Origin of the sequence: Lysobacter soli, from assembly GCF_009755585.1 — a bacterium.
GTDB classification, from domain to species: Bacteria; Pseudomonadota; Gammaproteobacteria; order Xanthomonadales; family Xanthomonadaceae; genus Lysobacter_J; species Lysobacter_J soli.
Map to the genome: position 1 here is coordinate 3,481,737 of NZ_CP046603.1, position 23,042 is coordinate 3,504,778.

Genomic DNA, 23,042 nt, shown 5'->3' on the forward strand with positions numbered 1-23,042 from the left:
AGCAGCGCGTCGATCACCGGGGCGCGCCCATCCAGTGCAGGAAGCGTTCGCGCGCGAGCGCGCGCAGCACGGCGACGTCGCCGGGATTCACATCGCGACGGAATCCGCCGTCGAGCAGCAACCGGCCGGGGCCTTCGGAAAAATCGGTTCGGGCAGGCGCCTTGCGCTTGCGCTTCGGCGCGGCGGCGTCGAGATGACGCAGCCAGTCTTCGCCATGCAGCGTGTCGGCCCGCGCGTCCCGCGTCCGTGCGGCTCGGCGCAGCAGCTCGGACATCGCCGCGACCTGTTGCGGCGGCGTCGATGCGGCGTCCACTTCGCGATCGAACAAGGCGGCGATAGCGGCACGACGACGGCGCACGCGCGCACGCCACCACGCGATGGCAACGAACGTCGCGACCACCACCCCGGCGACGATCCACCAGCCCGGCGCGGGCGGCCACCACGACGGCGCCGTCGTGGCGTGGATGTCGCGCAGCACGAGCGATGCGGGCGCGGCCATCACGCCACCAGCGGCCGGTTTCGGCCGAGCAGCGGCAGCCATGACGCGCTCTCGGCCTGCGTCGACAACGCCTGCACGCGCACGCCGCGCGCGGGCAGCTGCGCCAGCGCGGCCTCGAGCGGACGACCGAATTCGTTGCGCCACGCCTGTCGCTGCGCCGCGACGGAGAGGTCGACATCGATGCGGTGTGCATCGCGCGCCATGTCGACGCTGCTGCCGCCGAGGAACGGCAACGACGCCTTGGGTGGCGCGACTTCCAGCGGATCGGTCAGCAACAGCACGATCACTTCGTGATGGTGCGCGAGCGCGGGCCATCGTTGCGCGGGCAACGCCGCGATGCTCGCCGGATCGGCAAGCACGACCAGCCGCGAGCCCGGACGCAGCAGGCGCTGCGCATGATCGAGCGCGACGCCGAGGCCGGCGTCGTCCTCCGGCGGACGCGCATACCAGCGCACCAGCGCGTCGAGCACACGCAACGCGCCACGCGGACCGGCGGCGGGCGGGATCGGCGCTTCGCGCTGGCTGCCGCGCAACGCGGCGATGCGATCGCCGTCGCGCACCGCGGCCCATGCGGCCACCGCGCCGGCGCGCGCCGCCTGCACCGACTTGAAGCGCACACGCGTGCCGAAGTAGAGCGAGGGCGAGGTGTCGGCGACGATCAGGCTCAGGCGCTCGCGCTCGGCCTGGAAGAGCTTGGTGTGCGCGCGGCCTGTGCGCGCGGTGAGGCGCCAGTCGATGTGGCGCGCGTCGTCGCCGGCCACGTACTCGCGCGACTCGGCGTATTCCATGCCACGGCCGCGCAACGGCGACAGGGCGTGGCCGCTCACGCCGAAGCGGCCGCGCTGTGCCGGACGCCGTCCCGCGACGGCCTGCCGCAATGCGACCAGTTCCGGCAGCGTCGGCACGACGCCGTTGCCGGAGGTGTCTTCGCGGGGTGGCGTGGAGGTGGACACGATCGATTCGGGAGCGTTGGACGTCAGGGTCGATTGAAGCCGCTGGAGCGCAGACCTGGAGTGAGCGACGCGCGACGCGTCACGCGAAGCCTTACGGCAACGGGACGCGCTGGAGCAGCTCGACGACCAGGCGCTCGCCGTCCCAGCCTTCGGCGGTGGCTTCGTAGCTGGGCAGGATGCGATGGCGCAGCACGTCGGGCGCGACGGCGCGCACGTCGTCGGGCGTGACGAAATCTCGCCCGGCGAGCCACGCGTGCGCACGCGCGCAGCGTTCCAGCGCGATCGAGCCGCGTGGGCTGGCGCCCCAGGCGATGCGGCGTGCGAGCGTCGCGTCGTAGCGCGCGGCATCGCGTGAGGCGAGCACCAGTTCGATCAGATAGCGTTCGACCGCGGGCGCCAGGTGCAGGTCGAGCACGGCGTTGCGCGCGGCGAAGACATCGTCCATCGGCATGCGTTCGACGGCGGCGGCTACCTGCTGCGTGGCCTGGCGTGCGCGCTCGCGGGCGAGCCGGAGGATTTCGGTCTCGGCGGCGGCCTGCGGATACCCGATGCGCACGTACATCAGGAAGCGGTCGAGCTGCGCTTCCGGCAGCGGGAAGGTGCCTTCCTGCTCGATCGGGTTCTGCGTCGCCATCACCAGGAACAGCGGCGGCAGCGCGTAGGTCGCGCGGCCGACGGTGACCTGCCGCTCGCCCATTGCTTCGAGCAGGGCGGACTGGACCTTGGCGGGCGCGCGGTTGATTTCGTCGGCCAGCAGGATCGGATGGAAGATCGGACCGGGCTGGAATTCGAAGCGGCCCTCCTGCGGACGCCACACCTCGGTGCCGGTGAGGTCGGCCGGGAGCAGGTCGGGCGTGAACTGGACGCGGGCGAAATCGGCTTCCAGGCGGGATGCGAGGGCGCGGATCGCGCTGGTCTTCGCCAGGCCGGGGGCGCCCTCGACCAGCAGGTGGCCGTCGGCCAGCAGGGCGATCAGCAGGCGGTCGATCAGGGCCGACTGGCCGACGATCTCGGCCGATAGGGCATCCCGCAGGGCGCGGAAGGCGTCGTGCAGACGGGACAGATCGTCGCTGCGGCGGTCCATGGCGGTCTCGGTGGGGAATCCGGGCCAGTTTGACCGAAGACGGACGATGCAGTTCACGCATCGCGTCATTCATTCAGCAATGAAAAGCAGAAGGGCCCCGAGGGGGCCCTTTGGCGTTCGCGTCCGGCGCTGGAGCCGCCATGGGCCGCCAAGGTGCCGAACCCCGCCTGGCGTTCGGCGGGCCGCGCGGCAGTGCCGCGTAGCACCGGATGCTGTAGCGCTACTGCTGCCATCCATGGCGATGCGTTACGAGCTTCGGATCGCCCAGCCCGGTCATCCTGACCGGGCGTTCGTCAGGCCACGCGGCAGTGCCGCGTGGCACCGGATGCTGTAGCGCTACTGCTGCCATCCATGGCGAAGTGTTACGAGCTTCGGATCGCCCGGCCCGGCCATCCTGGCCGGGCGTTCGTCAGGCCACGCGGCAGTGCCGCGTAGCGGCCTGCCTCACCCGCGCTGTTCGACCTTCATCACCTTCGGGGTGACCATGATCAGCAGCTCGGCCTTGTCCTTGTTGCGGCCCTTCTTCTTGAACAGGTTGCCCAGGAAGGGGATGTCGCCCAGGAACGGCACCTTCGAGATGTCGCTGCGATCACGGAACTCGTAGACACCGCCGATGACGACGGTCTGACCGTCCTCGACGAGCACCGCGGTGTTGACCTCGCGCTTGGCGATGGTCGGCACCTGGCCGATCGACGTGTCGACGTAGCCTTCGACTTCGTCCTTCTTGACGTTCATGTTCAGGAACACGCGGCCGTCGTGGGTGATGGTCGGCGTGACCTTCAGCTCCAGCAGCACGTCCTTGAACTGCACGTTCGGGATCGGAATCGTCGTGCTGCCCTGCGACGGCGAGATCGTCACGTAGCCCACTTCCTGGCCCTGGCGGATCACCGCCTCACGCTGGTTGCTGGTGACCAGTCGCGGGTTGGAGATCACTTCGCCGCGACCTTCTTCCTGCATGGCCGACAGTTCGATGTCGAGCGCGTAGCCGGCATTGAGGATCTGCAGCGCCACCGAGCCGGCCGGGTTCAGCACGCCCAGGTTGCTCATCGGGCCCTTGAACAGCGTCGGCAGGTCGCCGGTCTGGGCGGCCTCCGCGAACGAGCCGCGCGTCTGGTCGTTGTTCTCGATGGTGTCGTTGAAGAAGTACTTGCCGTCCTTCGTGCCGGCGATGCCGAAACGTGCGCCGAGCTCGCGGGCGAAGGTGTCCTGCGCGATGACCACGCGACCTTCGATCAGCACCTGGTCGACCGGACGGTCGATCACGTGGATCAGCTGCTTCATCTCCGCGACCTTCTTCGGGATGTCGCTGATCATCAGGGTGTTGGTGCGTTCATCGGCGACCAGGCGACCGCGCGGCGAGAGGAAGCCGCTGTCGTTGTTGGTGCTGCCGCCAGCGCCGCCGCCCTGCCCACCGCCGCCCGAACCGCCGATGCCCTTGGCTTCCGTCAGCGCTTTGAAGATCTGCGCGGCGTTGTGGTAGTTGATCTGGATGTATTCGGTCGTCAGGTCGACGCGGTTGTCCAGCGCGATGCGCGCGTCTTCCTTGTCCTGCTCGTACTTGGCGATCTCGGCCTGCGGGGCGACCCACACGACGTTGCCGCTGCGACGCTTGTCCAGGCCCTTGGCCTGCAGGACGATGTCGAGCGCCTGATCCCACGGCACGTTCATCAGGCGCAGGGTGACATTGCCCGACACTGTGTCGGCGGCCACGATGTTCAGGCCGGACTCTTCGGCGATCAGCTGCAGCACGGTGCGAACCGGCACGTCCTGGAAGTTGAACGTCACCGGACGGCCGCTGTAGCTGCGCGCACCGGTCGCGGGCGCCTTGCCCGTCGTCGACTGGCCGACGGCACGACCCGTGGCGGCGCCGGTGCGCGGCACGATCTCGACGATGTACTCGCGACCGGTCTGGTACGCCATCGATTCGAAGTTGCCGCTCATGTCGAGCACGAGCTGCGTGCCGGCGCCGCTGGTGCGCGCGTCGATGCGCTGCACCGGCGTGGCGAAATCGACCACGTTCAGCGGCTTGCGCAGCGAGTCGGGCAGCTTGGCGTTGCCGACGTTGACCACCACGCTCTGGCCCTGGTTGCGCAGGTCCGGCGCGGCGCCATCGCCGCTGAACTTCACGACCAGGCGGCCGGAACCGTCGCTGCCCCGCTTGAAGTCGATGTTGGACACCTCGACGGTGCCCGGCAGCTGCTTGGACGGATCCAGGCTGGCCGGCGGCGCGACGGCCGTCGGCGCAGCCGGTGCCGGCGTTGCGGCATGGACGGCGCTGACGGCGGCGATCGCGCCGATCAGCAGGCCAATGGACCCGCTACGCAGCAGGGGGCGACGATCAGCGCGCGCGCTGAAGCTACCCGGTTCAAAAACGGTCATCGTGCATTCCCCCAAGAATCATTGATCTTCAAGCGCGACCGTGGCCGGACGCTCCAACCATCCACCCGCGCCATCCGGCACCAGTTCCACCAGCTCGATGCGGTCTTCGAACACGCCGGTCACGCGACCGTCGCTTTGCCCCATGTAGTTCCCCGGCGTCACGCGGTAGGTCACCTTGTCCGGTGCCATCACCAGCGCGATCACGCCGTTCCCCTTGCCGAGCGTGCCAACCATGTCGAGGCTGTCGAGCGGGAACTGCTCCAGCGTCTGCTTGCGGCGGCCTGCATCCGGACGCGGACCATTGCCGCCGCCTTCGTCGGTGAAGGCCGTGCTGAACGGATCGCGCAAGGCGTAGGCGTTGTACTCGAACGTCTCGAACTGCTGCATCACCGGAAGCGGATCCAGCGGCGGCGCCGGACGCGCCTTGACTTCGGCAATCCACTTCTCGAGGTTCGGCGCCTCGCCCGGCGTGCTGGTGATGCCGCGCGAACACGCGGCCAGGCCGAGCACCAGGGCGATCGCCGTCAGGGCACGCAGCGGAGCGGCGCCTTCAATCAGGAGTGCGCGCATCTCAGGTCCCCTCCTTGCCATTGCCAGCCTTGCCGGTCCCGGCCTTGCCGTTCGCAGCATCTGCGGCCGCTTCCTGCTTCTGGACTTCTTCCTCGTCCAGATAGCGATAGGTCTTGACCGTGCCGGCGAGTTCCAGCGGGCTGTTGGGCGTGATCGCTGCGCCTTCCTTTCCGCGCGGCTTCAGCGAGATGTCGTGCATGGTCATGATGACCACGCGCGGCAGCGAAGCCACGCCGCTGACGAATCCGCCGAACTGGTGGTAGCTGCCCACCATGCGCAGCGCGATCGGCTTTTCGGCGTAGAACTCCTTGGGTTCTTCCGGACCAGGCTGGAACAGCTCGTTGGTGATGCCCGTGGCCAGCGCGGTCTGCGAGATGTCGACGATCAGGTCGGGCATCTCGGTCTTGCTGGGCAGCTGTCGCAGCATCTGCTGGAGCTGCTGCTCCATCTGCGCGAGCTGCTGCTTGAGCGGTTCCAGGTTGGCGGCTTTGCCCTGCTCGGTCTCGAACTCGGCGCGCAGGGTCACTTCCTTCGCTTCGAGGCTTTCCAGCTCGGTGCGCTTGTCGCTGACGAACAGGTACCAGGCCAGGCCGACGATCACCACGACGATCACGCCGCAAAGACCGATCTTCGCCTGCTGCGGCCAGCCGCCGATGTTGTTGAAGTCCAGCTCGTTGAGCTTGATGGGTTTCTTCTTGCTCATGACGCCGCTCCCTGGGCCGGCGTGGCATTCGGCGCCGTGGGCGCAGTGGCAGGCGTGGCGGCCGGAGCGCCCGGCGTGGCGGCAGGCTGTGCGGCGGAGCCAGCCGGGACGGCCGGCGTGGTGGCTGCCGGCGGGGTAGCGGCCGGAGCCGCGCCCGCGGTCGCGGCGGCATCGCCCGACTGTGCGATCTGCGCGGCCGGCGCATCCGGCACGCCGTCGCCGTCCTCGTCCTTCGGCGCGTTCGGATTGGCGAGCTTGACCTGCAGCTTGAACACGTACGGCAGGCCCTTGTCGGCGCCCTTGGCCTCGATGATCGACAGGTCGGGGCTGGTCATCCAGCCAGAGCCCTCGAGGTTGCGCATGTAGGTACTGACGCGGGCATTGGACTGTGCGCGACCTTCCAGCGTGAGCGTCTCGCTGTCCTGCTTGATCGAGGTCAGCACCGCACCGTCGGGGATCGTGCGCACCAGCGAATCGAACAGGTGCACCATCTGCGAGCGGTTGGCCTGCAGCTTCTCGATCACTTCCTTGCGTGCGAGCAGCTTGGCCTTCTTCTCTTCGAGGACCTTGATTTCCTCGTTCTTCTTCTTGACGTCGTCGATCTGGCTCTGGACGAACGCGTTGCGCTCGTTCTGGCCGTCGATCTGGCCGTTGTAGTAGCTGACGATCACGAACGACAGGAGCAGCGCGCCGATGGCCGCCGCGCCGAGCATCAGCCCGGTTTCCTTCTGCCGCTGCTTGCGGCGCTCTTCGCGCCACGGGAGGAGGTTGATGCGTGCCATCAGTCGAAGCTCCTCAGGGCCAGGCCGCAGGCGATCATCAGGGCCGGGGCGTCCTGCGCCAGCGCATGCGCCTGCACGCGCGGGCCGAGCGTCATGTGCGCCAGCGGGTTGGCGATGGTGGTCGGCACGCCGAGCTGTTCCTCGACCATCTCGGCGATGCCGGCGATGGACGCGCAACCGCCGGCCAGGACGATCTGGTCGACGCGGTTGAATTCGCTGCCCGCGTAGAAGAACTGCAGCAGGCGGCTGATCTGCTGGACCATCGCCTCCTTGAAGGGCTCCAGCACTTCGGCTTCGTAGCTCTCCGGCAGGCCACCCTGGCGCTTGGCCAGGCCGGCTTCCTCGTAGCTCAGGCCGTAGCGGCGCATCACTTCGTCGGTGAGCTGCTTGCCACCGAAGACCTGCTCGCGCGCATACAGGCTGCGACCGTTGCGCAGGACGTTGAGCGTGGTCATCGTCGCGCCGGAATCGACCAGCGCGATGAGGCCGTCGCGCGGACCGCCGAGCTGGTCGGCGACCAGCGCGAAGGCGTTCTCGAGCGCGAAGGCCTCCACGTCCATCACCTTCGGGGTGAGGCCGCCGATCTCCAGCGCCGAGGCGCGCACTTCGACGTTCTCCGAACGCGACGCCGCAAGCAGCACCTGCAGCATGTCCGGGCTGCCGGGCATCGGGCCCAGCACTTCGAAATCGTGGTTGACCTCTTCGATCGGATACGGGACGTAGTTCACCGCCTCCAGCTCGACCTGCGACTCGAGGTCGTCCTCATCCAGGTCGCCCGGCATCGGGATGACCTTGGTGATGACCGACGAACCCGCGACCGCGGCGGCAGCGTGCTTGGCGCGAGTGCCCGAACGCGCGACGGCGCGACGGATCGCCTCGCCGACGGCCTCGACCTCGACGATGCTCTTCTCGACGACGGCGTTGGGCGGCAGCGGCTCGACCGCGTAATGCTCGACGCGATAGCGGTTGCCGGCCTTGGAGAGCTGCAACAGCTTTACGGCAGTCGAACTGATATCCACGCCGACGACCGCCGGCTGGCTTTTTGTGACGATCCCCACGATATTTTCCCCTTGCCACAGGCGCTTACGTGCGCCTTGTGTGACCCTGCTTTAAATAACCAAGTTTGCACAGGCTGGCAACCTTTTCCTTCCGAATTGCCTTACTGCGTCACTTTCCAACCCCTCGCGGCGCCCTCCGGCCGGGTCGACCCACCCCTGGGTCCCCGTGTCCGCCCAGCCTTGCGGCCCGGGCGTTTGGCCGGTGTGCTTGCGCTCAAAAAACCCCCTTCCCTGCTCCTCTATACTCCACGCCCACTACACCCGCAATCGGAATCTGCTTGATGCCCCGTATACGTCGCCTGCTGCGCTGGGCGCTGTTCGCGCTGGCCGGCCTGGCCCTGCTCGGCGCCATCGCGCTGGGCACCCTGTACTACCTCGTGGCCCCCAAGCTGCCCGACGTGGAAACCCTGCGCGCGGTCGAGATGCAGGAGCCGATGTACGTCTACGCGAAGGACGGACGCCTGATGGCGCTGTTCGGCGAGACGCGCCGCTACCCGGTGTCGATCCAGGATGTCCCGGAGCGCCAGAAGCAGGCCTTCCTCGCCATCGAGGACGCGCGCTTCTACAAGCACCACGGCGTCGACTTCAAGGGCGTCGCGCGCGCGGTGTGGCTCATCGCCACGACCGATGCGAAGCGCGTGCCGGGTGGTTCGACCATCACCCAGCAGGTCGCGCGCCAGTTCTTCCTCAGCAACGAATACAGCTACACGCGCAAGCTCGCCGAGATGCTCACGGCGATGCGCATGGAGCGCGAGCTGAGCAAGGACGAGATATTCGAGCTGTACTTGAACAAGAGCTTCTTCGGCAATCGCGCCTACGGCGTCGCGGCCGCGGCGGAGTTCTATTACGGCAAGAAGCTCAATGAGCTTTCGCTCGACGAGATGGCCTCGCTCGCGGGCATTCCGAAGTTTCCGTCCAGCGGCAATCCGCTGACCAATCCCGAGCGCGCGAAGGTGCGCCGCGACTACATCCTCGATCGCATGGTCGAGCTGAAGTTCGTGAGCGCAGCCGAAGCGGCGCAGGCGAAGGCCGTGCCGATGCACGCCACGCCGCACGAGCGCCCCGTCGAGGTGTACGCGCCCTACGTGGCCGAGATGGTCCGCCAGGAGATGGTCGCCCGCTTCGGCAACGAGGCGCTGACCAAGGGCTACCACGTCACCACGACCATCGACCCGGTGCTGCAGGCCTCGGCCGACAAGGCCGTGCGCGATGGCCTGCACGTCTACGACCGCCGCCACGGCTGGCACGGCGTGGAACAGCATTTCGACCTCGCACCGAACGAGGACGTCGCCGCGGTTCGTGCGCGCCTTCGCAACATCGCCCCGCAGGCGGCGCTGATGCCCGCCATCGTCACCGGCGTGAGCGGCAGCCAGGTGCAGCTGGTGCTCGGCGATGGCACGCAGATCGAACTCGGCAATGGCCAGGGCTTCGGCGATCGCGCGCCGGCCAGCCTGGTCAAGCGTGGCGATCTCGTGCGCGTGAGCCGCATCGAATCCAACGCCGAGGTGAAGCCGGGCGAAGTGCCGCCGCCGGCACGCTGGCGCCTCGACCAGGTGCCGCAGGCGCAGGCCGCGCTGGTGTCGCTGGAACCGGCCAACGGCGCGTTGCGCGCGCTCTCCGGCGGTTACAGCTTCGCGGGCGCGAAGTTCAACCGCGCCACGCAGGCGCGCCGCCAGCCGGGTTCGAGCTTCAAGCCGTTCGTCTACGCGGCTTCGTTCGAGCGTGGCTTCAATCCGGCGTCCGTCGTGCTCGACGCACCGGTGGTCTTCAAGGATCGCCGCGGCCACATCTGGCGTCCGCAGAACGACAGCGGCAACTTCGCCGGCCCCATGCGCCTACGCGAGGCGATGGTCCAGTCGCGCAACCTCGTCTCGGTGCGCCTGCTCGACGCCATCGGCGTGGACTACGCGCGCAAGTACATCAGCCACTTCGGTTTCGACGAAGCCGAGCTGCCGCCGAACCTGTCGATGTCGCTGGGCACCGCGTCGCTGACGCCGCTGTCGGTGGCGCGCGGCTTCGCGGTGTTCGCCAACGGCGGCTTCCGCATCACGCCGTGGTTCATCGATGAAGTGAAGGATCGCGAAGGCGCGGTGGTGTTCAAGGAAAAGCCCGCCGTCGCCTGCCCGGAATGCGGCGTGCCCGGCACCGTCGGCCGCGCGGTGCAGAACACCACGGTCGTCGATGGCTTCAACCTCGGCCCCGCCGGTTCCGCCGCGCCCGCCGCGACGCCCGAAGCGCCGAAGGACGAGCCGAAGAAGCCGGTCATCGACACCAGCAACATGGTGCTCGCGCCGCGGGCGATCGACGGCCGCATCGCCTACCAGATCGTTTCGATGCTGCGCGACGTGGTCAAGCGCGGCACGGGCACGCCGGCAAAGGTGCTCGAACGCGACGACGTCGGCGGCAAGACCGGTTCGACCAATGATCACCGCGACGCGTGGTTCTCCGGCGTGGGTGGCCCGTACGTCACCACCGTCTGGGTGGGCCGCGACAACTACAAGTCGCTCGGCTATCGCGAGTACGGCGGCAAGGCCGCGCTGCCGATCTGGATCGACTACATGCGCGTGGCGCTGAAGGACCAGCCGCTGGCGTTGAACGATCCGCCGGAAGGCATGGTCAAGGTGTCGGTCGCCGGCAACGGCGCGCTGATCCCGGGCGGCGAAGGCGGCATCATCGAATGGGTGAAGGCCGAAGACCTCGACCGCATGCAGAGCTACGTCGACTACGGTCCGCAGGAAACCGCGCCGACGGAAGAAGCGTTCGACATCTTCTGATCGCCGCCATCGATACGCATGAGAACGCCCGGCATGTCCCGGCGTTTTCTTTTTGGGCGTCGCGTCACGGATGGGCTGCGTTCATCCTCGGGCGAGCGCGTCCACGAAACCGACACGCCAGCGAAGGTAACGTGCGTGCGCCAGGAAACATGCTAGCTTCGCCATGCCGGCGCTGCCGGCCGCGGCGAATTCCGCCACGTCGTGCCAGCCGCGGAGGTCCTCATGCCCCACGCTCGACAGCACGCCCACCAGCACGCGCTCACCCGCACACGCGAACGCCGGCATCGCCTCGCCCACGAAGCCGCGCGCCTGATGGCCGAAGGCGGCATTCGCGACTATCACCAGGCCAAGCTCAAGGCCGCCGAACGACTTGGCATCTTCGATGACGCTTCGCTGCCGCGGAATCGCGAGATCGAAGACGCGCTGCGCGAATACCAGCGCCTGTTCCAGCGCGAGAACGTGCCCGCGTTGCGCCAGCGTCGCGAAGCCGCACTGCGCGCGATGGAATTCTTCCAGGCGTTCCAGCCGCGGCTGGTCGGATCGGTGCTCGACGGCACGGCCGATACACGCAGCCCGGTCGCGCTCCATCTGTTCAGCGACGACCCCGATGCGCCGCCGCGCTTCCTCGAACAGCACGGCATTCCAGCCGAATCGCGCAGCCGTCGCGTGCGACTGGATCGCGAACGCATCGCCGACGTGCCGGTGTGGGTGTTCAGTGCCGAAGAAATTGCGTTCGATCTGACGGTATTGCCGCTCGACGGCCTGCGCCAGGCGCCGTTGTCGAATCTGGACGAGAAGCCGATGAAGCGCGCCAGCGCGGCGCAGCTTCGCCAGATGCTGGCCGAGGAAGAGATCGAGGGTTACACGGGGGTCTGACGGAACCGGAACGCCCGGCGCTCAGCGCGGCGCGTTCGCCAGCCCCGTCCTGCGTGGCCTCGCGCCCGCATCGCGCGCGCCGAACACGTTGAGTTCGATCACCACGAATGCCACCAGCCACAGCAAGGCGTCCCACGTGTCGAGCCACGCCGCCTGCGGGTTTTCGTCGCCAAAACCCATCACCGCCCAGGTGAGCAGGAACCCGACCAGCGCGACATACAGCGCCGCGGCGATCGCGCGACGTATGCGATGCAGTCGCACGGCCCCGCGCGGCAGGCGCACTTCGAGCTCGAGCAGCGCGACCACGCCGAGCCACGTCATTTCGTTGAAGAAATCCAGCCACACGCGTTCGAGCGCGTAGCCCGCCACGGCGATCACCACGGCGATGCTCGCCAGCAGGCGCACGCCGTGCAGCGCTGGAATCCAGCGCGCGCGCAGCGGCCAGCCGCCGGTTTCCCACTCGAACAGCATCAGCAGGACCAGCCACGCCGCGGTGTCGATCAGCTCCGTGAGCCGACCGTACAACGAGTACAGGACGACGTCGCCCGCGAGCAGCGCGTAGATCGACCACTTGAATACGACGAAGCCGCGGCGTGGCCGCGGCTTCGAAGGGTCGACAGTGACGCGAGCCACCGGCGCGATGGACTCAGCGCTTGGCCAGGTCGGTGTAATCGCGCTGCGGCGAGCCGATGTAGATCTGGCGCGGGCGGCCGATCTTGTTTTCCGGATCGTTCTGCTGCTCCAGCCAGTGCGAGACCCAGCCGGCGGTCCGCGCAATGGCGAACATCACGGTGAACATTTCCACCGGGATGCCGAGCGCCTTGTAGATGATGCCGGAATAGAAGTCGACGTTCGGGTAGAGCTTGCGCTGCACGAAGTACTCGTCCTTCAGCGCGGCCTCTTCCAGCTTCATGGCCACTTCGAGCAGCGGATCGTTGATGCCGAGCTCGCCGAGCACCTTGTGCGTCATCTCGCGGATGATCTTGGCGCGCGGGTCGAAGTTCTTGTAGACGCGGTGGCCGAAGCCCATCAGGCGGAAGCCCGATTCCTTGTCCTTCGCCTTGGCGACGGCGGAACCGACGTTCTCCGGACGGCCGATCTCTTCCAGCATCTTCAGCACGGCTTCGTTCGCACCGCCATGCGCCGGGCCCCACAGCGCGGCGACGCCGGCGGCGACGCACGCATACGGGTTGGCGCCGGTGGAGCCGACCAGGCGCACGGTCGAGGTCGACGCGTTCTGCTCGTGGTCGGCGTGCAGGATGAAGAGCAGGTCCAGCGCCTTGGCGGCGACCGGGTTGAGCTCGAGCGGCTCGCTCGGCACTTCCTTCATCATGTGCAGGAAGCGCGTGGTGTATTCGAGGTTGTTCTTCGGATAGCGCATCGGCCAGCCGATCGAATAACGGTGACAGGCGGCGGCGATCGTCGGCACCTTGGCGATCAGGCGGATCGCGGCCAGGCGGCGCTGTTCCGGATCTTCCAGGTCGAGATCGTTGTGGTAGAAGCTCGCCATCGAGCCGAGCATGCCGACCAGCATCGCCATCGGATGCGCGTCATGGCGGAAGCCGTAGAGGAACGTGCGGAAGGCCTCATGCATCATCGTGTGATGCGTGACCTCGTGTTCGAACGAATCGAACTCGCCCTTGCTCGGCAGTTCGCCGTTCATCAGCAGGTACGCGACTTCGAGGAAGCTCGACTTCTCGGCGAGCTGCTCGATCGGGTAGCCGCGATACAGCAGCACGCCGGCATCGCCGTCGATGTAGGTGACGGCCGACTTGCAGCTGGCGGTGGCCGTGAAGCCGTTGTCGTAGGTGAAGGCGCCGGTTTCCTTGGGCAGCTTCGCGATGTCGATGCACGGCTGGCCGAGGACGGGATGGTGGACCGGCAGGGTCACGGTCTTGTCGCCGGCGGTCAGGGAGACCTGATCGAAGCCGGATTTGTTGGAATCGGACACGAAACACTCCTCAAGTCTGCATGCCGCCGGGAAACACGGCACGGAGCGGGGGACGGGGGTCACGGCACAGATCGGCGCCGCGATCCGTGAATTATCGCACAACGCCCTTCGAGCGCTGACTCGGACTTTGGTGGCAGGCCACGCTCGGGCGCATCCCGGCGGGTTCCCTCCGTTACGAGGGAATGGGCGCAGGAAGCGGCCAGATGGCGAAAAAGCGCGCGCCCATCGGCCAGTGGGGACGCAGGGCATGGGCGCTCATTGATGGCCGACCACCCGTCGTCCTGGCCGCCCTCCCTTCGGCGCACTGGCTGCAGCGCCCGGGAATTTGGACGGCCGCCCGGCCCGACGCCCTCAGACGACTTGCGACGGGACCGGTCTCGCAAATCCGACGCCGCACTCGTGCGGACACGAAAAAACCGACGGCCGCCTTTCGGCAGCCGTCGGCTGATTTCTGCGCGAAGCTTCGTCGCAATCCGGGACGCCGCGGGCAACCGCGAGGCCGGCGAGTCGTCGTGCGAAGTCCCGTGGGTCGCGCTCGAAAGCGCGGACCGCGGATTACTTCTGCGCGTAACGCTTGCGGAACTTGTCGACGCGACCGCTGGTGTCGACGATCTTGTGCTTGCCCGTGTAGAACGGATGCGAAGCCGAGCTGATATCGACCTTGATCAGCGGGTACTCGTTACCGTCTTCCCACTTGATCGTCTCCTTGCTGCCAAGGGTCGAACGCGTCAGGAACTGGTAATCGGTGGTGACGTCCTGGAAAACGACGTCGCGGTAGTCGGGATGGATGCCGGCCTTCATGGCACTCACCAATTCATTCGGGGAAAGCGCGGCAGTATAGCGGCCGCCCCTACCCTCGCGCAAGTCGCCCCGGAGGCGGATTTCAACCCGCCGCCAGCGCCGCCCGGATCAGCCCCTCGAACCGGGCCTGGTCGTAGCGCATGAGGATCCGGAAACGGTCCGGCTGGCCGTTCTGGCGGTTCCAGTCGACCACCGTCATGCCGCGCGCGTGGCCGTGGCCCAGCGCGACCACGACCGGGCGATCGACCAACTCCGTCGCGCCGTCCGGCTCCAGCGCGTACGCCATCGCCAGCGCGTCGGCCGAATGCCAGTAGTCGCCGCGGCGGTCGGCGGACCATTCGCGCGTCTTCTTCGAAATGCGCTCATAGAAGCGCGCGCGGGGTGAGTCGGCGGCGAGCCACTCGACCACGTGGTCGTGCAGCAGGCCATGCGCGATGGTGCCTTCCCAGTCGGCCAGGTCGATCTGCGGGAACGCCTCGAAGACGATGTGCGCCGCCTCCGGGTCGAAGTACACGTTGAACTCCGCCCCCGGCGTGATGTTGCCGTGGCCGGTCACCGCGCCGCCCATCACCACGATGCGGCCGACGCGTTCGGGCAGCGTCGGATCGAGCTTGAGGGCGAGCGCGACGTTGGTCAGCGGACCGAGCGCGACCAGCAGCAGCTTGCCAGCGTGTTCGTGCGAGAGCCGCAGGATGGCCTGCGCGGCGTGCTCGCGTTCCGCGGCGCGCTGCGCGGGCTCGTAGCCCACGTCGCCGAAGCCGTCCTCGCCATGCACGTAACCCGCATCCGGTGCGGGATGCAGCAGCGGGCCCGGGCAGCCGGCGAACACCGGCGCCTCGATGCCCGCGACTTCGCAGAGCTTCAGCGCGTTGGCGACGGTGTGCTTCAGGCCGACGTTGCCGGCGGCGATGGTGAGGCCGACGACCTCATGACGCGGGTCGTTGAACGCCATCAGCAGGGCCAGCGCGTCGTCCACGCCAGGGTCGGTATCGATCAGGAGAGGGATCTTGTTCATCGGCCGATTATCACCGCGACGCGTGTCGAGCGCTTTTCACGATTCCAGCGCTTGCCGGAGCGCGCGCACGACCGCTGCGCCCGTCTGCCATCGCTGCGCTTCCAGTCCGGAAAGCCGGCGCGTTAGCGCCAGGGTTGATTCGACCAGCGTTTTCGCCGAGGCATGCACCTCGCGAACGCCAGTGCGCTGCACGAGATCGCGCACGTTTTCGGGCGTCACACCCGCTCCGGCCATCACGCCGATGCGCCCGGCAGCACGCTGCACGAGCGCAGCGATGACGTCCGCGCCCTCCATCGCGGTGGCATGCGCGCCCGACGTCAGCACGCGCTCGCAACCCAGCGCGATCGCCGCCTCCAGCGCAGCCTGCGGATCGCGTGCGACGTCGATCGCGCGATGGAACGTCACGCCGAGCGGGCGCGCAGCGTCGACGAGATCACGACACAGTGCGACATCGACGTCGCCATTCCCATCGAGCGCACCGATCACCACACCATCGCAACCCAGACGCACGCACAGTTCGATATCGCGCAGCATCGTGTCGCGTTCGAGCGCGTCGAAGCGGAAGTCGCCGGCGCGCGGACGGATCAGCACGTACAGGGGGATGCGCAGGCGTTCGCGCGCCATCGCCAGCGTCCCGTACGACGGCGTGCAGCCGCCTTCGCCGAGGTTCTCGCAAAGCTCGACGCGGTCGGCGCTGCCTTCCTGCGCTGCCAGCGCGGAGGCAAGCGAATTGGCCGCGATTTCAAGCGTTACCGGCGTCACTTCTGCTCGGTCCGGTACACCGACGCCGCGTCAAACAGGCGATCGTGCGGGCCCGGCGATGCGTCCTGCGCGGCATAGACGAAGCCGCGATGCAGCGCGAATGCGCCGACATCGCCATCCTTGTTCATTGCGAGGAAGCACACCTGCAGCGTCTTGCTGGCTTCCGGACGCTTGCGCACGACGCGGTCGATCGCTTCGCGGCACGCGTCGGCCGGCGAGCGGCCCTGCCGCATCAGTTCGACGACGAGGAAGCTCGCCGCGTTGCGGATCATCTCCTCGCCGACGCCCGAGGCGGTCGCTGCCCCGACTTCGTTGTCGACATACAGACCGGCGCCGACGATCGGGCTGTCGCCGACGCGGCCGTGCAGCTTCCACGCCATGCCGCTGGTCGTGCACGCGCCGGCGAGCCGACCTTGCGCGTCGCGCGCGAGGATGCCGAGCGTGTCGTGGTTGGTCTTGTCGCCGGGCCGCGTCTGGCGCTCGGCGTTGATCTGCGGCGCGTACTTCGACGTCTTCAGCCACTCGCGCCATGCATCGCGCGCCTGATCGGTCAGCAGCGGCGTCTTCTCGAAACCCTGCGCGATGGCGAACTGCTGCGCGCCGGCGCCGACGAGCATGACGTGCGGGGTCTTCTCCATCACCGCGCGCGCGACGGAAACCGGATGCGCGATGTCCTCCAGTGCCGCCACCGCCCCGCAACGGCCGTCGCCGTCCATGATGCTGGCGTCGAGCGTCAGCACGCCGTCGCGATCGGGGTTGCCGCAGCGGCCGACGGTGGGGTTGCACAGGTCGGCCTCGGCCCAGCGCGCGCCGGCTTCCACCGCATCCAGCGCGCTGCCGCCGCGTGCGAGCACCGGCCATGCAGCCGCGTTCGCTCCGACACCGAAGTCCCACGTGGACACCACGCGCGCACCGCCTGCGACCGGTGTGCTTTCCACGCGCGGGAGAACGGCGGCGCCGGCCGCGAGCATCGTGGCCTGCAGGAACTGTCGGCGATTGCCCATCAGGGTTTCCCGGAAAGTTTGATCGGCCGAGCAAGGCCGATCGGGTCAGAAGCCGGAATGGCGCTCGTAATACCAGGCGGCGGCGCCGACAAGGCCCAGCTGGCCGTGGTCGACCAGCCACACCGGCACGCGTGCGAGCACCTCGCCCAGCACGCCCTTGTTGCGGAAGCGCTCTGCGAAGTCGCTATCGAGCAGGAACGGGCGGATCTGCGCGGGAATGCCGCCGGCGAGGTAAACCGCATCCGCGCCGAACGTCACCGCGAGATCGCCCGCGAGGCTGCCCAGCAGGCTGCAGAACAGCTGCAGCGATTCGCGCGCCTGCGCGTCGCCACCGGCCTGCGCAGCTGCCGCGATGGCCTCGGGCGTGGCGAGCTTCGGCGTCACGCCGTCGAGCTCGCACAGCGCGGTGTAGGTGTTCACCAGGCCGGGCCCGGACAGGACGCGCTCGTTGTCCACGTGCGGCCAGCGCTGGAGCAGGCGCGTGAGCAGCGCGATCTCGCGCGGCGTGCCGACGGCGAGCGACGCGTGCCCGGCCTCGCTCGCCAGCACGCGCAGCGGCACGCCCTGCTGGAGCGTGCGCGGCAGGCACAGCGACGCACCGAACCCGGTGCCCGGACCGAGCACGAGCGCGGGGCCGTCGCCGGCCTGGACCGGGCCGCAGACGCGCGTCATCGCGGCCACGTCGATGTAGGGCATTGCGCAGGCCACGGCCTCGAAATCGTTGAGCAGCGCGAAGTAGGCGATGCCGGCCTCGCGGCGTGTGCGCTCCAGCGAGACCGGCCACTGCAGGTTGGCGTTGATCAGCGTGTCGCCTTCGAGCCTGCCCGCGATGGCGACCACGACGTGCGTGCGCTCGGCGCCCTGGGTCTTCGCGAAGTCGTCGACGATGGCGGCGAGCGAGGGGAATTCGGCGCAGACGTAGCGGTGGTAGGCCAGCACGTCGACCTTGCCGCCGGGTCGCACGTGGACTAGCCCCAGCCGCGCATGGGTGCCGCCGACGTCGGCGGCGATGAACGGCTGCGAGCCGTGCCGTCCGACGGGATGTTCGGTTGGAGCGGGGATCACGATCGGCGGGTTCGAAGGCTACGACGGGCGTTCATGATGCCCGTTTCGGGCCGCGGGCTGCAGGTTCGGCCTTCACGCAGCGGTTTCGGCGGGCGGCGGCGACTCACGCGGAGGCGAAGCGGACGGCGCCGCCGACCCAGCGCGCGACGATCCGCTCGGCCAGTTCCGGCGATTCGCGCAGCAGCTTCTCGCCCATCTCGTGCACCTGCGGGAGCAGGTCGGCGTCGCGGGCGAGATCGGCCACGCGGAACTGCGCCAGGCCGGTCTGGCGGGTGCCGAGCAGTTCGCCGGGCCCGCGCAGTTCCAGATCCTTCTCGGCGATGACGAAGCCGTCGTTGGTCTCGCGCATCGTCTCCAGGCGCTGGCGCGCCATCTGCGACAGCGGCGCCTGGTAGAGCAGCACGCAACTGGACGCCGCGCTGCCGCGACCCACGCGCCCGCGCAGCTGGTGCAGCTGCGCGAGACCCAGGCGCTCGGCGTTCTCGATGATCATCAGCGACGCGTTGGGCACGTCGACGCCGACTTCGATCACCGTCGTCGCCACGAGCAGGCCGATCTCGCCGTCCTTGAACGCGCGCATCGTGGCCTGCTTCTCGGCGGCCTTCATGCGGCCGTGCACCAGGCCGACGCGCACTTCGGGCAGACGCTTGCACAGATCCTCGTAGGTCGTTTGTGCGGCCTGCGCCACCACCTCGTCGCTGTCGTCGATCAGCGTGCACACCCAGTACGCCTGCCGCCCTTCGGCGCAGGCCTTGCGGATGCGCTCGACGAGTTCGGGCCGGCGCTCGGCGCTCAGCGCGACCGTCTGCACGGGCGTGCGCCCGGGCGGAAGTTCGTCGATGGCCGAAACGTCGAGGTCTGCGTACGCGGCCATCGCGAGCGTGCGCGGGATAGGTGTCGCGGTCATGACGAGCTGGTGCGGCACGATCGCATCGCCATTGCCGCTGCCGCCGCTGCCCTTGTCGCGCAGCGCCAGGCGCTGGTGCACGCCGAAGCGGTGCTGTTCGTCGACGATCGCCAGCGCGAGGTCATGGAAGGCCACGCCTTCCTGCATCAGCGCGTGCGTGCCGACGACGACCTGCGCCTCGCCTGAAGCGACCTCTTCCAGGACCTTCGCGCGCGCCTTGCCGGTGACCTTGCCGGCGAGCCACGCGACGCGAATGCCGAGCGGTTCGAGCCAGCCGCGCAGGTTGTTGAGGTGCTGCTCGGCGAGCAGTTCCGTCGGCGCCATCAACGCGGCCTGCCGGCCGGCTTCCACCGCGCACATCGCGGCGAGTGCGGCGACGACCGTCTTGCCGCTGCCGACGTCGCCCTGCACCAGGCGCAGCATCGGGTGCGGCTGCGCGAGGTCATGGCGGATCTGTTCGAACACGCGCTGCTGCGCGCCGGTGAGCGCGAACGGCAGCCGCTTGCGCAAGGTGTCCGCCAGCGCGATCCGGTCCAGCACCGGCGCGGCGTGTGCCTGCTGCGCGATGCGCTGGCGACGCAGGCTCAGGTGGTGCGCGAGCAGTTCCTCGATCGCGAGGCGGCGCTGCGCCGGGTGACGCCCAGCGAGCAACGCGGCGACGTCGGCATCCTGCGGCGGCCGATGCACCGTCAGCAGCGCTTCGCGCAACGAAGGCAGGTTCGAACCGTCGCGCAGCTCGCGCGGAAGCAGTTCCAGCGCGTCTTCGTCGGGCAGGCGATCGAGCGCCTGGCCGATCAGGCGCCGCAGCGACACCGGCCCGAGGCCCTCGATCGCCGGATACACCGGATCCAGGCTGGTGCCCAGCGCGTCGTCGCCGGCCTCGTCGATCATCCGATAGCTCGGATGGACGATCTCCAGCCCGTGCTGGCCCGGTCGCGGCGTGCCGTAGCAGCGCACGCGCGCGCCGACCTGGAACTGCGCCACCTGCGCGGCACGGAAATGGAAGAAGCGCAGCACCAGCGTGCCGTGGGAATCGTCGCCGAGCGCCACGCGCAGCATCGGGCGGTAACGGAATCCGCGTTCGACCGCTTCCACGCGTCCTTCCACCTGCACCGCCACGCCCGGCTGCAACAGGCGGATCGGCGTCAGCGCGGTGCGGTCCTCGTACTGGCGCGGCAGTTGCAGCCAGAGGTCCTGCAGCGTGGCGAGCCCGCGCGCGGCGAGCTTCTCGGCCACGCGCGGCCCGACGCCCTTCAGGGCGCTGATCGGCTGCTGTTGAAGATCGACGGACGCCCCGCCCTTGCGAATCGGCATCGGGAAAGGATGCCGCGAAAGGCGCGTCGGTAGAAAGAGGGAAAGTGGGCGGCGCCGTGTCGGAAGGCCCTCACCCCGCCCCCTCTCCCGCGTGCGGGAGAGGGGTCTTGCCTGGTGCGATCAGAAGTTTGCCGTCAGCTCCACGCCGTAGGTGCGCGGCTGGGTCATGCGCGCGCCGACGGTGCCCAGCACGGTCATGCCGTAGGTGCCGAACGAGTTCACGTACTGGTTGTCGAGCAGGTTGTTGCCGTAGACCGCAACGCCCCAGTGCCCCGTGGCCGACGTCCAGCCGATGCGTGCGTCGAGGATTTCCTGCGCCTCGCCCGCCTCGGCCTGGCCGAAGCGGCCGCAGCCCAGCACCGACACGGATTCATCATTCGTGCGGCACTTGCCGACGTACGAGTAACGCGCCGAAGCACGCACGTCGCCGGCATCAGCCAGACGCCACACGTAGTTCGCGCCGGCGGCGAAGGACCATTCCGGCGCGCCGGTCGGCTGGCCGCCGAGGTCCAGGCCCTGCGGGTTCACGTAGGTCTTGAAGGTCGAATCCAGGTACTCGGCGTTGAAGTCGAAGCCGAGTCCGTCGGTGGCCTGCCAGCGCAGGTCGAAGTCGACGCCGTACGCTTCCTGGTCGGACGTGTTGACCAGGAAACGCGGGATGTCGGTCGTCATGTCCAGCGTGACGGCCTGGCGGTTGTCGTAGACGTAGTAGAACGCCGACACGTTGTACGCGAGGCGATAGTCCGGCAGCGCGTGCTTGATGCCCGTCTCGAAGTTCCAGACGTCCTCGTTCTCGAACTCGCTGCCGATCTGCAGTGCGTTGAAGCCGCCGGCCTTGTAGCCCTTGGCGAGCGAGGCGAAGCCCATCAGGTTGTCGTTGAAGTGGTAGTCGACGACGAAACGCGGGCTCCAGTCGTCCCAGGACTTCTTCGCGCGATTGAGCACGCCCTTGTTCGCCAACGCCGGCGGATCGATGAAGGCGATGTCGAACACGAGCATTTCCAGCGGAATGCCGGCCGCATCGAGGAAACCGATGCGGTCGAGCAGCGCCAGCTGCGCGTCGAGTTCCGGCGCACTGCGCAGGTCGTTGAACCAGGTGAAGTCCTTCTCGTCGCGCGTGTAGCGCAAGCCGACGGTGAGGTTGGTCTTGTCGTTGACATGCCAGATCACGTCGCCGAACGCAGCGTATGCCTTCGTGTCGAGCGAGTTCACGAACTTCTCGTTCCACGGCAGGCCGGTGAGATCCACCGGAATCCCGAACATGTTCGCCGCCATCGTCAGCGGACCGTACAGGCCACCCGGCGCGAGACCGAGGTTGTTGGCGATGGTGTCCACCGAATCGGTCAGCGCGTTGACTTCGCTGGTCTGGTCGGCGTCTTCCTGGAAGTAGCTCAGGCCCGCGACCCAGTCGATGCGGTCGGTCGAACCGTTGAACTTGAACTCCTGGTAGAAGTTCGTGTTGCTCTCGGTGTTCGTCGAATCGACGTAGAGATAGCTCAGGTTCGTGCCGTCTTCCTCGACGCGGTTGAGCGAATCGTAGTCATGCCACGCGCTCGTCGAGGTCAGGCTGAAGCCGCCGAAGTTGTGGTCGACGATCAGCGTTACGCCATCGAACGTGCGCGTTTCCGCATCCGGCGCGTCGGTCCTGTACGGCTGGCGTTCCGGATCCAGGAACGAATCCGGTTCCGCCGGCGCCGTCGGCAACGCGGGCAGTGCCGGGATCGGCACGACGCTGGTCGTCGCCTGGCCGCGCTGGTCGAGGCTTTCGTGGTCCCACGAAATCCATGCGCGCGTGTTGTCGCCGAAGCGCGTCTGGAACGCGGCGCGCGTGGCCCAGTTGTCTTCCGGCGCGAGGTCCTCGCCGGTGTCCGCGTCGCGTATCCAGCCGTCGCTGTGGTTGAAGATGCCGTTGAAGCGGAAGGCCGACGTATCGCTCACGGCGATGTTCGCCATGCCTTCGAAGTAGGTCTTGTTGTCGTTGCCCAGGCGCAGCTTGCCGCGCGCGTGGTTGCCGTCGGTGTCGGGACGGTGCGTGATGATCGAGATCGCACCGGCCGCGGTGTTGCGTCCGAACAGCGTGCCCTGCGGGCCCTTCAGCACTTCGATGCGCTGCACGTCGGTGAACGGCAGCAGCACGCCGCCGCCGCGTCCGGCGTACACGCCATCGACGTACACACCGACGGCCGGATCGGTGCCGATGCCGAAGTCGTCGGTCTCGATGCCGCGCAGCTGGAAGCTCGGCTGCGTCGGCTGGAGGCTGTTGACGCGCAATCCGGGTACGAAGCTGTCGATGTCGCCGAGGTCTTCGGCGGCCACGTCATCGATCAGCTGTTCGGTGACGACCTGCAACGCAATCGGCACGTCGAGCAGTTCCTGCTCGCGGCTCTGCGCGGTGACGGTGATCGTGTCCAGCTGCGTGGCGTCCGTCGTGGTGGACGCGGCTTGCGCGAATGCCAGCGGCGAGGCCGCGACGGCGAAACATCCAAAGAGCGCGCGGCCTAGACCGACCGCGAGCCTGCTCTTGCGTGGCGACATCGGAACTCCC

Annotated in this window: 19 protein-coding genes; 2 read left to right on the forward strand and 17 right to left on the reverse strand. The window is 68.2% G+C overall.

Annotation, left to right across the window (positions count from 1 at the left end; genetic code table 11):
* Nucleotides 1–13 precede the first annotated feature (13 nt).
* The 8 genes from GOY17_RS15845 to GOY17_RS15880 all read right to left on the reverse strand — a co-directional run bounded on the left by GOY17_RS15845 (nucleotide 14) and on the right by GOY17_RS15880 (nucleotide 8,028).
* Entirely contained in the window at nucleotides 14–499 is a 486-nt protein-coding gene (locus GOY17_RS15845) for a DUF4381 domain-containing protein (RefSeq protein WP_115844038.1), read from the reverse strand.
* Nucleotides 499–1,479 (reverse strand): DUF58 domain-containing protein, encoded by a 981-nt coding sequence (locus GOY17_RS15850; protein ID WP_425477959.1) that lies wholly within the window; start codon nucleotides 1,477–1,479, stop codon nucleotides 499–501. Before GOY17_RS15850 ends, GOY17_RS15845 begins: the two co-directional genes overlap by 1 nt.
* A 64-nt stretch (nucleotides 1,480–1,543) precedes the next feature.
* A complete protein-coding gene (locus tag GOY17_RS15855) occupies nucleotides 1,544–2,536 on the reverse strand; it encodes an AAA family ATPase (protein WP_115844042.1) in 993 nt (330 codons plus the stop codon).
* A gap of 444 nt (nucleotides 2,537–2,980) precedes the next feature.
* Entirely contained in the window at nucleotides 2,981–4,915 is a 1,935-nt protein-coding gene (locus GOY17_RS15860) for a type IV pilus secretin PilQ (protein ID WP_157031104.1), read from the reverse strand.
* An 18-nt stretch (nucleotides 4,916–4,933) separates the two neighbouring features.
* Nucleotides 4,934–5,485, reverse strand: a complete 552-nt coding sequence (locus GOY17_RS15865; protein WP_157031105.1) for a pilus assembly protein PilP — start codon at nucleotides 5,483–5,485, stop codon at nucleotides 4,934–4,936.
* Nucleotide 5,486: 1 nt separating this feature from the next.
* Nucleotides 5,487–6,188 carry a type IV pilus inner membrane component PilO gene (locus GOY17_RS15870; protein WP_157031106.1) on the reverse strand — a complete coding sequence of 234 codons (702 nt, stop codon included), beginning with the start codon at nucleotides 6,186–6,188 and terminating at the stop codon, nucleotides 5,487–5,489.
* Nucleotides 6,185–6,970: a PilN domain-containing protein gene (locus GOY17_RS15875; RefSeq protein ID WP_157031107.1), complete on the reverse strand. Its 786-nt coding sequence runs from the start codon at nucleotides 6,968–6,970 to the stop codon at nucleotides 6,185–6,187. Before GOY17_RS15875 ends, GOY17_RS15870 begins: the two co-directional genes overlap by 4 nt.
* On the reverse strand, nucleotides 6,970–8,028 hold the full coding sequence (locus GOY17_RS15880) for a pilus assembly protein PilM (RefSeq protein ID WP_115844053.1): 1,059 nt from the start codon (nucleotides 8,026–8,028) through the stop codon (nucleotides 6,970–6,972). Before GOY17_RS15880 ends, GOY17_RS15875 begins: the two co-directional genes overlap by 1 nt.
* A gap of 281 nt (nucleotides 8,029–8,309) precedes the next feature.
* Between GOY17_RS15880 and GOY17_RS15885 the strand changes: the two genes are divergently transcribed.
* Nucleotides 8,310–10,802, forward strand: a complete 2,493-nt coding sequence (locus tag GOY17_RS15885; protein ID WP_157031108.1) for a penicillin-binding protein 1A — start codon at nucleotides 8,310–8,312, stop codon at nucleotides 10,800–10,802.
* A gap of 222 nt (nucleotides 10,803–11,024) precedes the next feature.
* Nucleotides 11,025–11,678: a hypothetical protein gene (locus tag GOY17_RS15890; protein WP_157031109.1), complete on the forward strand. Its 654-nt coding sequence runs from the start codon at nucleotides 11,025–11,027 to the stop codon at nucleotides 11,676–11,678.
* Nucleotides 11,679–11,699: 21 nt separating this feature from the next.
* Here the strand turns inward: GOY17_RS15890 and GOY17_RS15895 are convergent, their stop codons facing one another.
* The 9 genes from GOY17_RS15895 to GOY17_RS15935 all read right to left on the reverse strand — a co-directional run bounded on the left by GOY17_RS15895 (nucleotide 11,700) and on the right by GOY17_RS15935 (nucleotide 23,032).
* On the reverse strand, nucleotides 11,700–12,311 hold the full coding sequence (locus tag GOY17_RS15895; RefSeq protein ID WP_157031110.1) for a hypothetical protein: 612 nt from the start codon (nucleotides 12,309–12,311) through the stop codon (nucleotides 11,700–11,702).
* Nucleotides 12,312–12,324: 13 nt separating this feature from the next.
* Nucleotides 12,325–13,629 (reverse strand): citrate synthase, encoded by a 1,305-nt coding sequence (locus GOY17_RS15900; protein WP_115844061.1) that lies wholly within the window; start codon nucleotides 13,627–13,629, stop codon nucleotides 12,325–12,327.
* Between the two features lie 555 nt (nucleotides 13,630–14,184).
* Entirely contained in the window at nucleotides 14,185–14,430 is a 246-nt protein-coding gene (locus GOY17_RS15905) for a type B 50S ribosomal protein L31 (protein WP_115844063.1), read from the reverse strand.
* Between the two features lie 82 nt (nucleotides 14,431–14,512).
* Nucleotides 14,513–15,445: a nucleoside hydrolase gene (locus GOY17_RS15910; RefSeq protein ID WP_157031111.1), complete on the reverse strand. Its 933-nt coding sequence runs from the start codon at nucleotides 15,443–15,445 to the stop codon at nucleotides 14,513–14,515.
* Nucleotides 15,446–15,481: 36 nt separating this feature from the next.
* Nucleotides 15,482–16,207: a copper homeostasis protein CutC gene (locus GOY17_RS15915; RefSeq protein WP_157031112.1), complete on the reverse strand. Its 726-nt coding sequence runs from the start codon at nucleotides 16,205–16,207 to the stop codon at nucleotides 15,482–15,484.
* Entirely contained in the window at nucleotides 16,204–17,211 is a 1,008-nt protein-coding gene (locus GOY17_RS15920) for a glycosylasparaginase (protein WP_157031113.1), read from the reverse strand. Before GOY17_RS15920 ends, GOY17_RS15915 begins: the two co-directional genes overlap by 4 nt.
* A 45-nt stretch (nucleotides 17,212–17,256) precedes the next feature.
* Nucleotides 17,257–18,276 (reverse strand): glucokinase, encoded by a 1,020-nt coding sequence (locus GOY17_RS15925; RefSeq protein WP_232338457.1) that lies wholly within the window; start codon nucleotides 18,274–18,276, stop codon nucleotides 17,257–17,259.
* A 103-nt stretch (nucleotides 18,277–18,379) separates the two neighbouring features.
* Nucleotides 18,380–20,497: an ATP-dependent DNA helicase RecG gene (gene recG / locus GOY17_RS15930; protein WP_157031114.1), complete on the reverse strand. Its 2,118-nt coding sequence runs from the start codon at nucleotides 20,495–20,497 to the stop codon at nucleotides 18,380–18,382.
* Nucleotides 20,498–20,617: 120 nt separating this feature from the next.
* Nucleotides 20,618–23,032 carry a TonB-dependent receptor gene (locus GOY17_RS15935; RefSeq protein ID WP_157031115.1) on the reverse strand — a complete coding sequence of 805 codons (2,415 nt, stop codon included), beginning with the start codon at nucleotides 23,030–23,032 and terminating at the stop codon, nucleotides 20,618–20,620.
* Nucleotides 23,033–23,042: the final 10 nt, after the last annotated feature.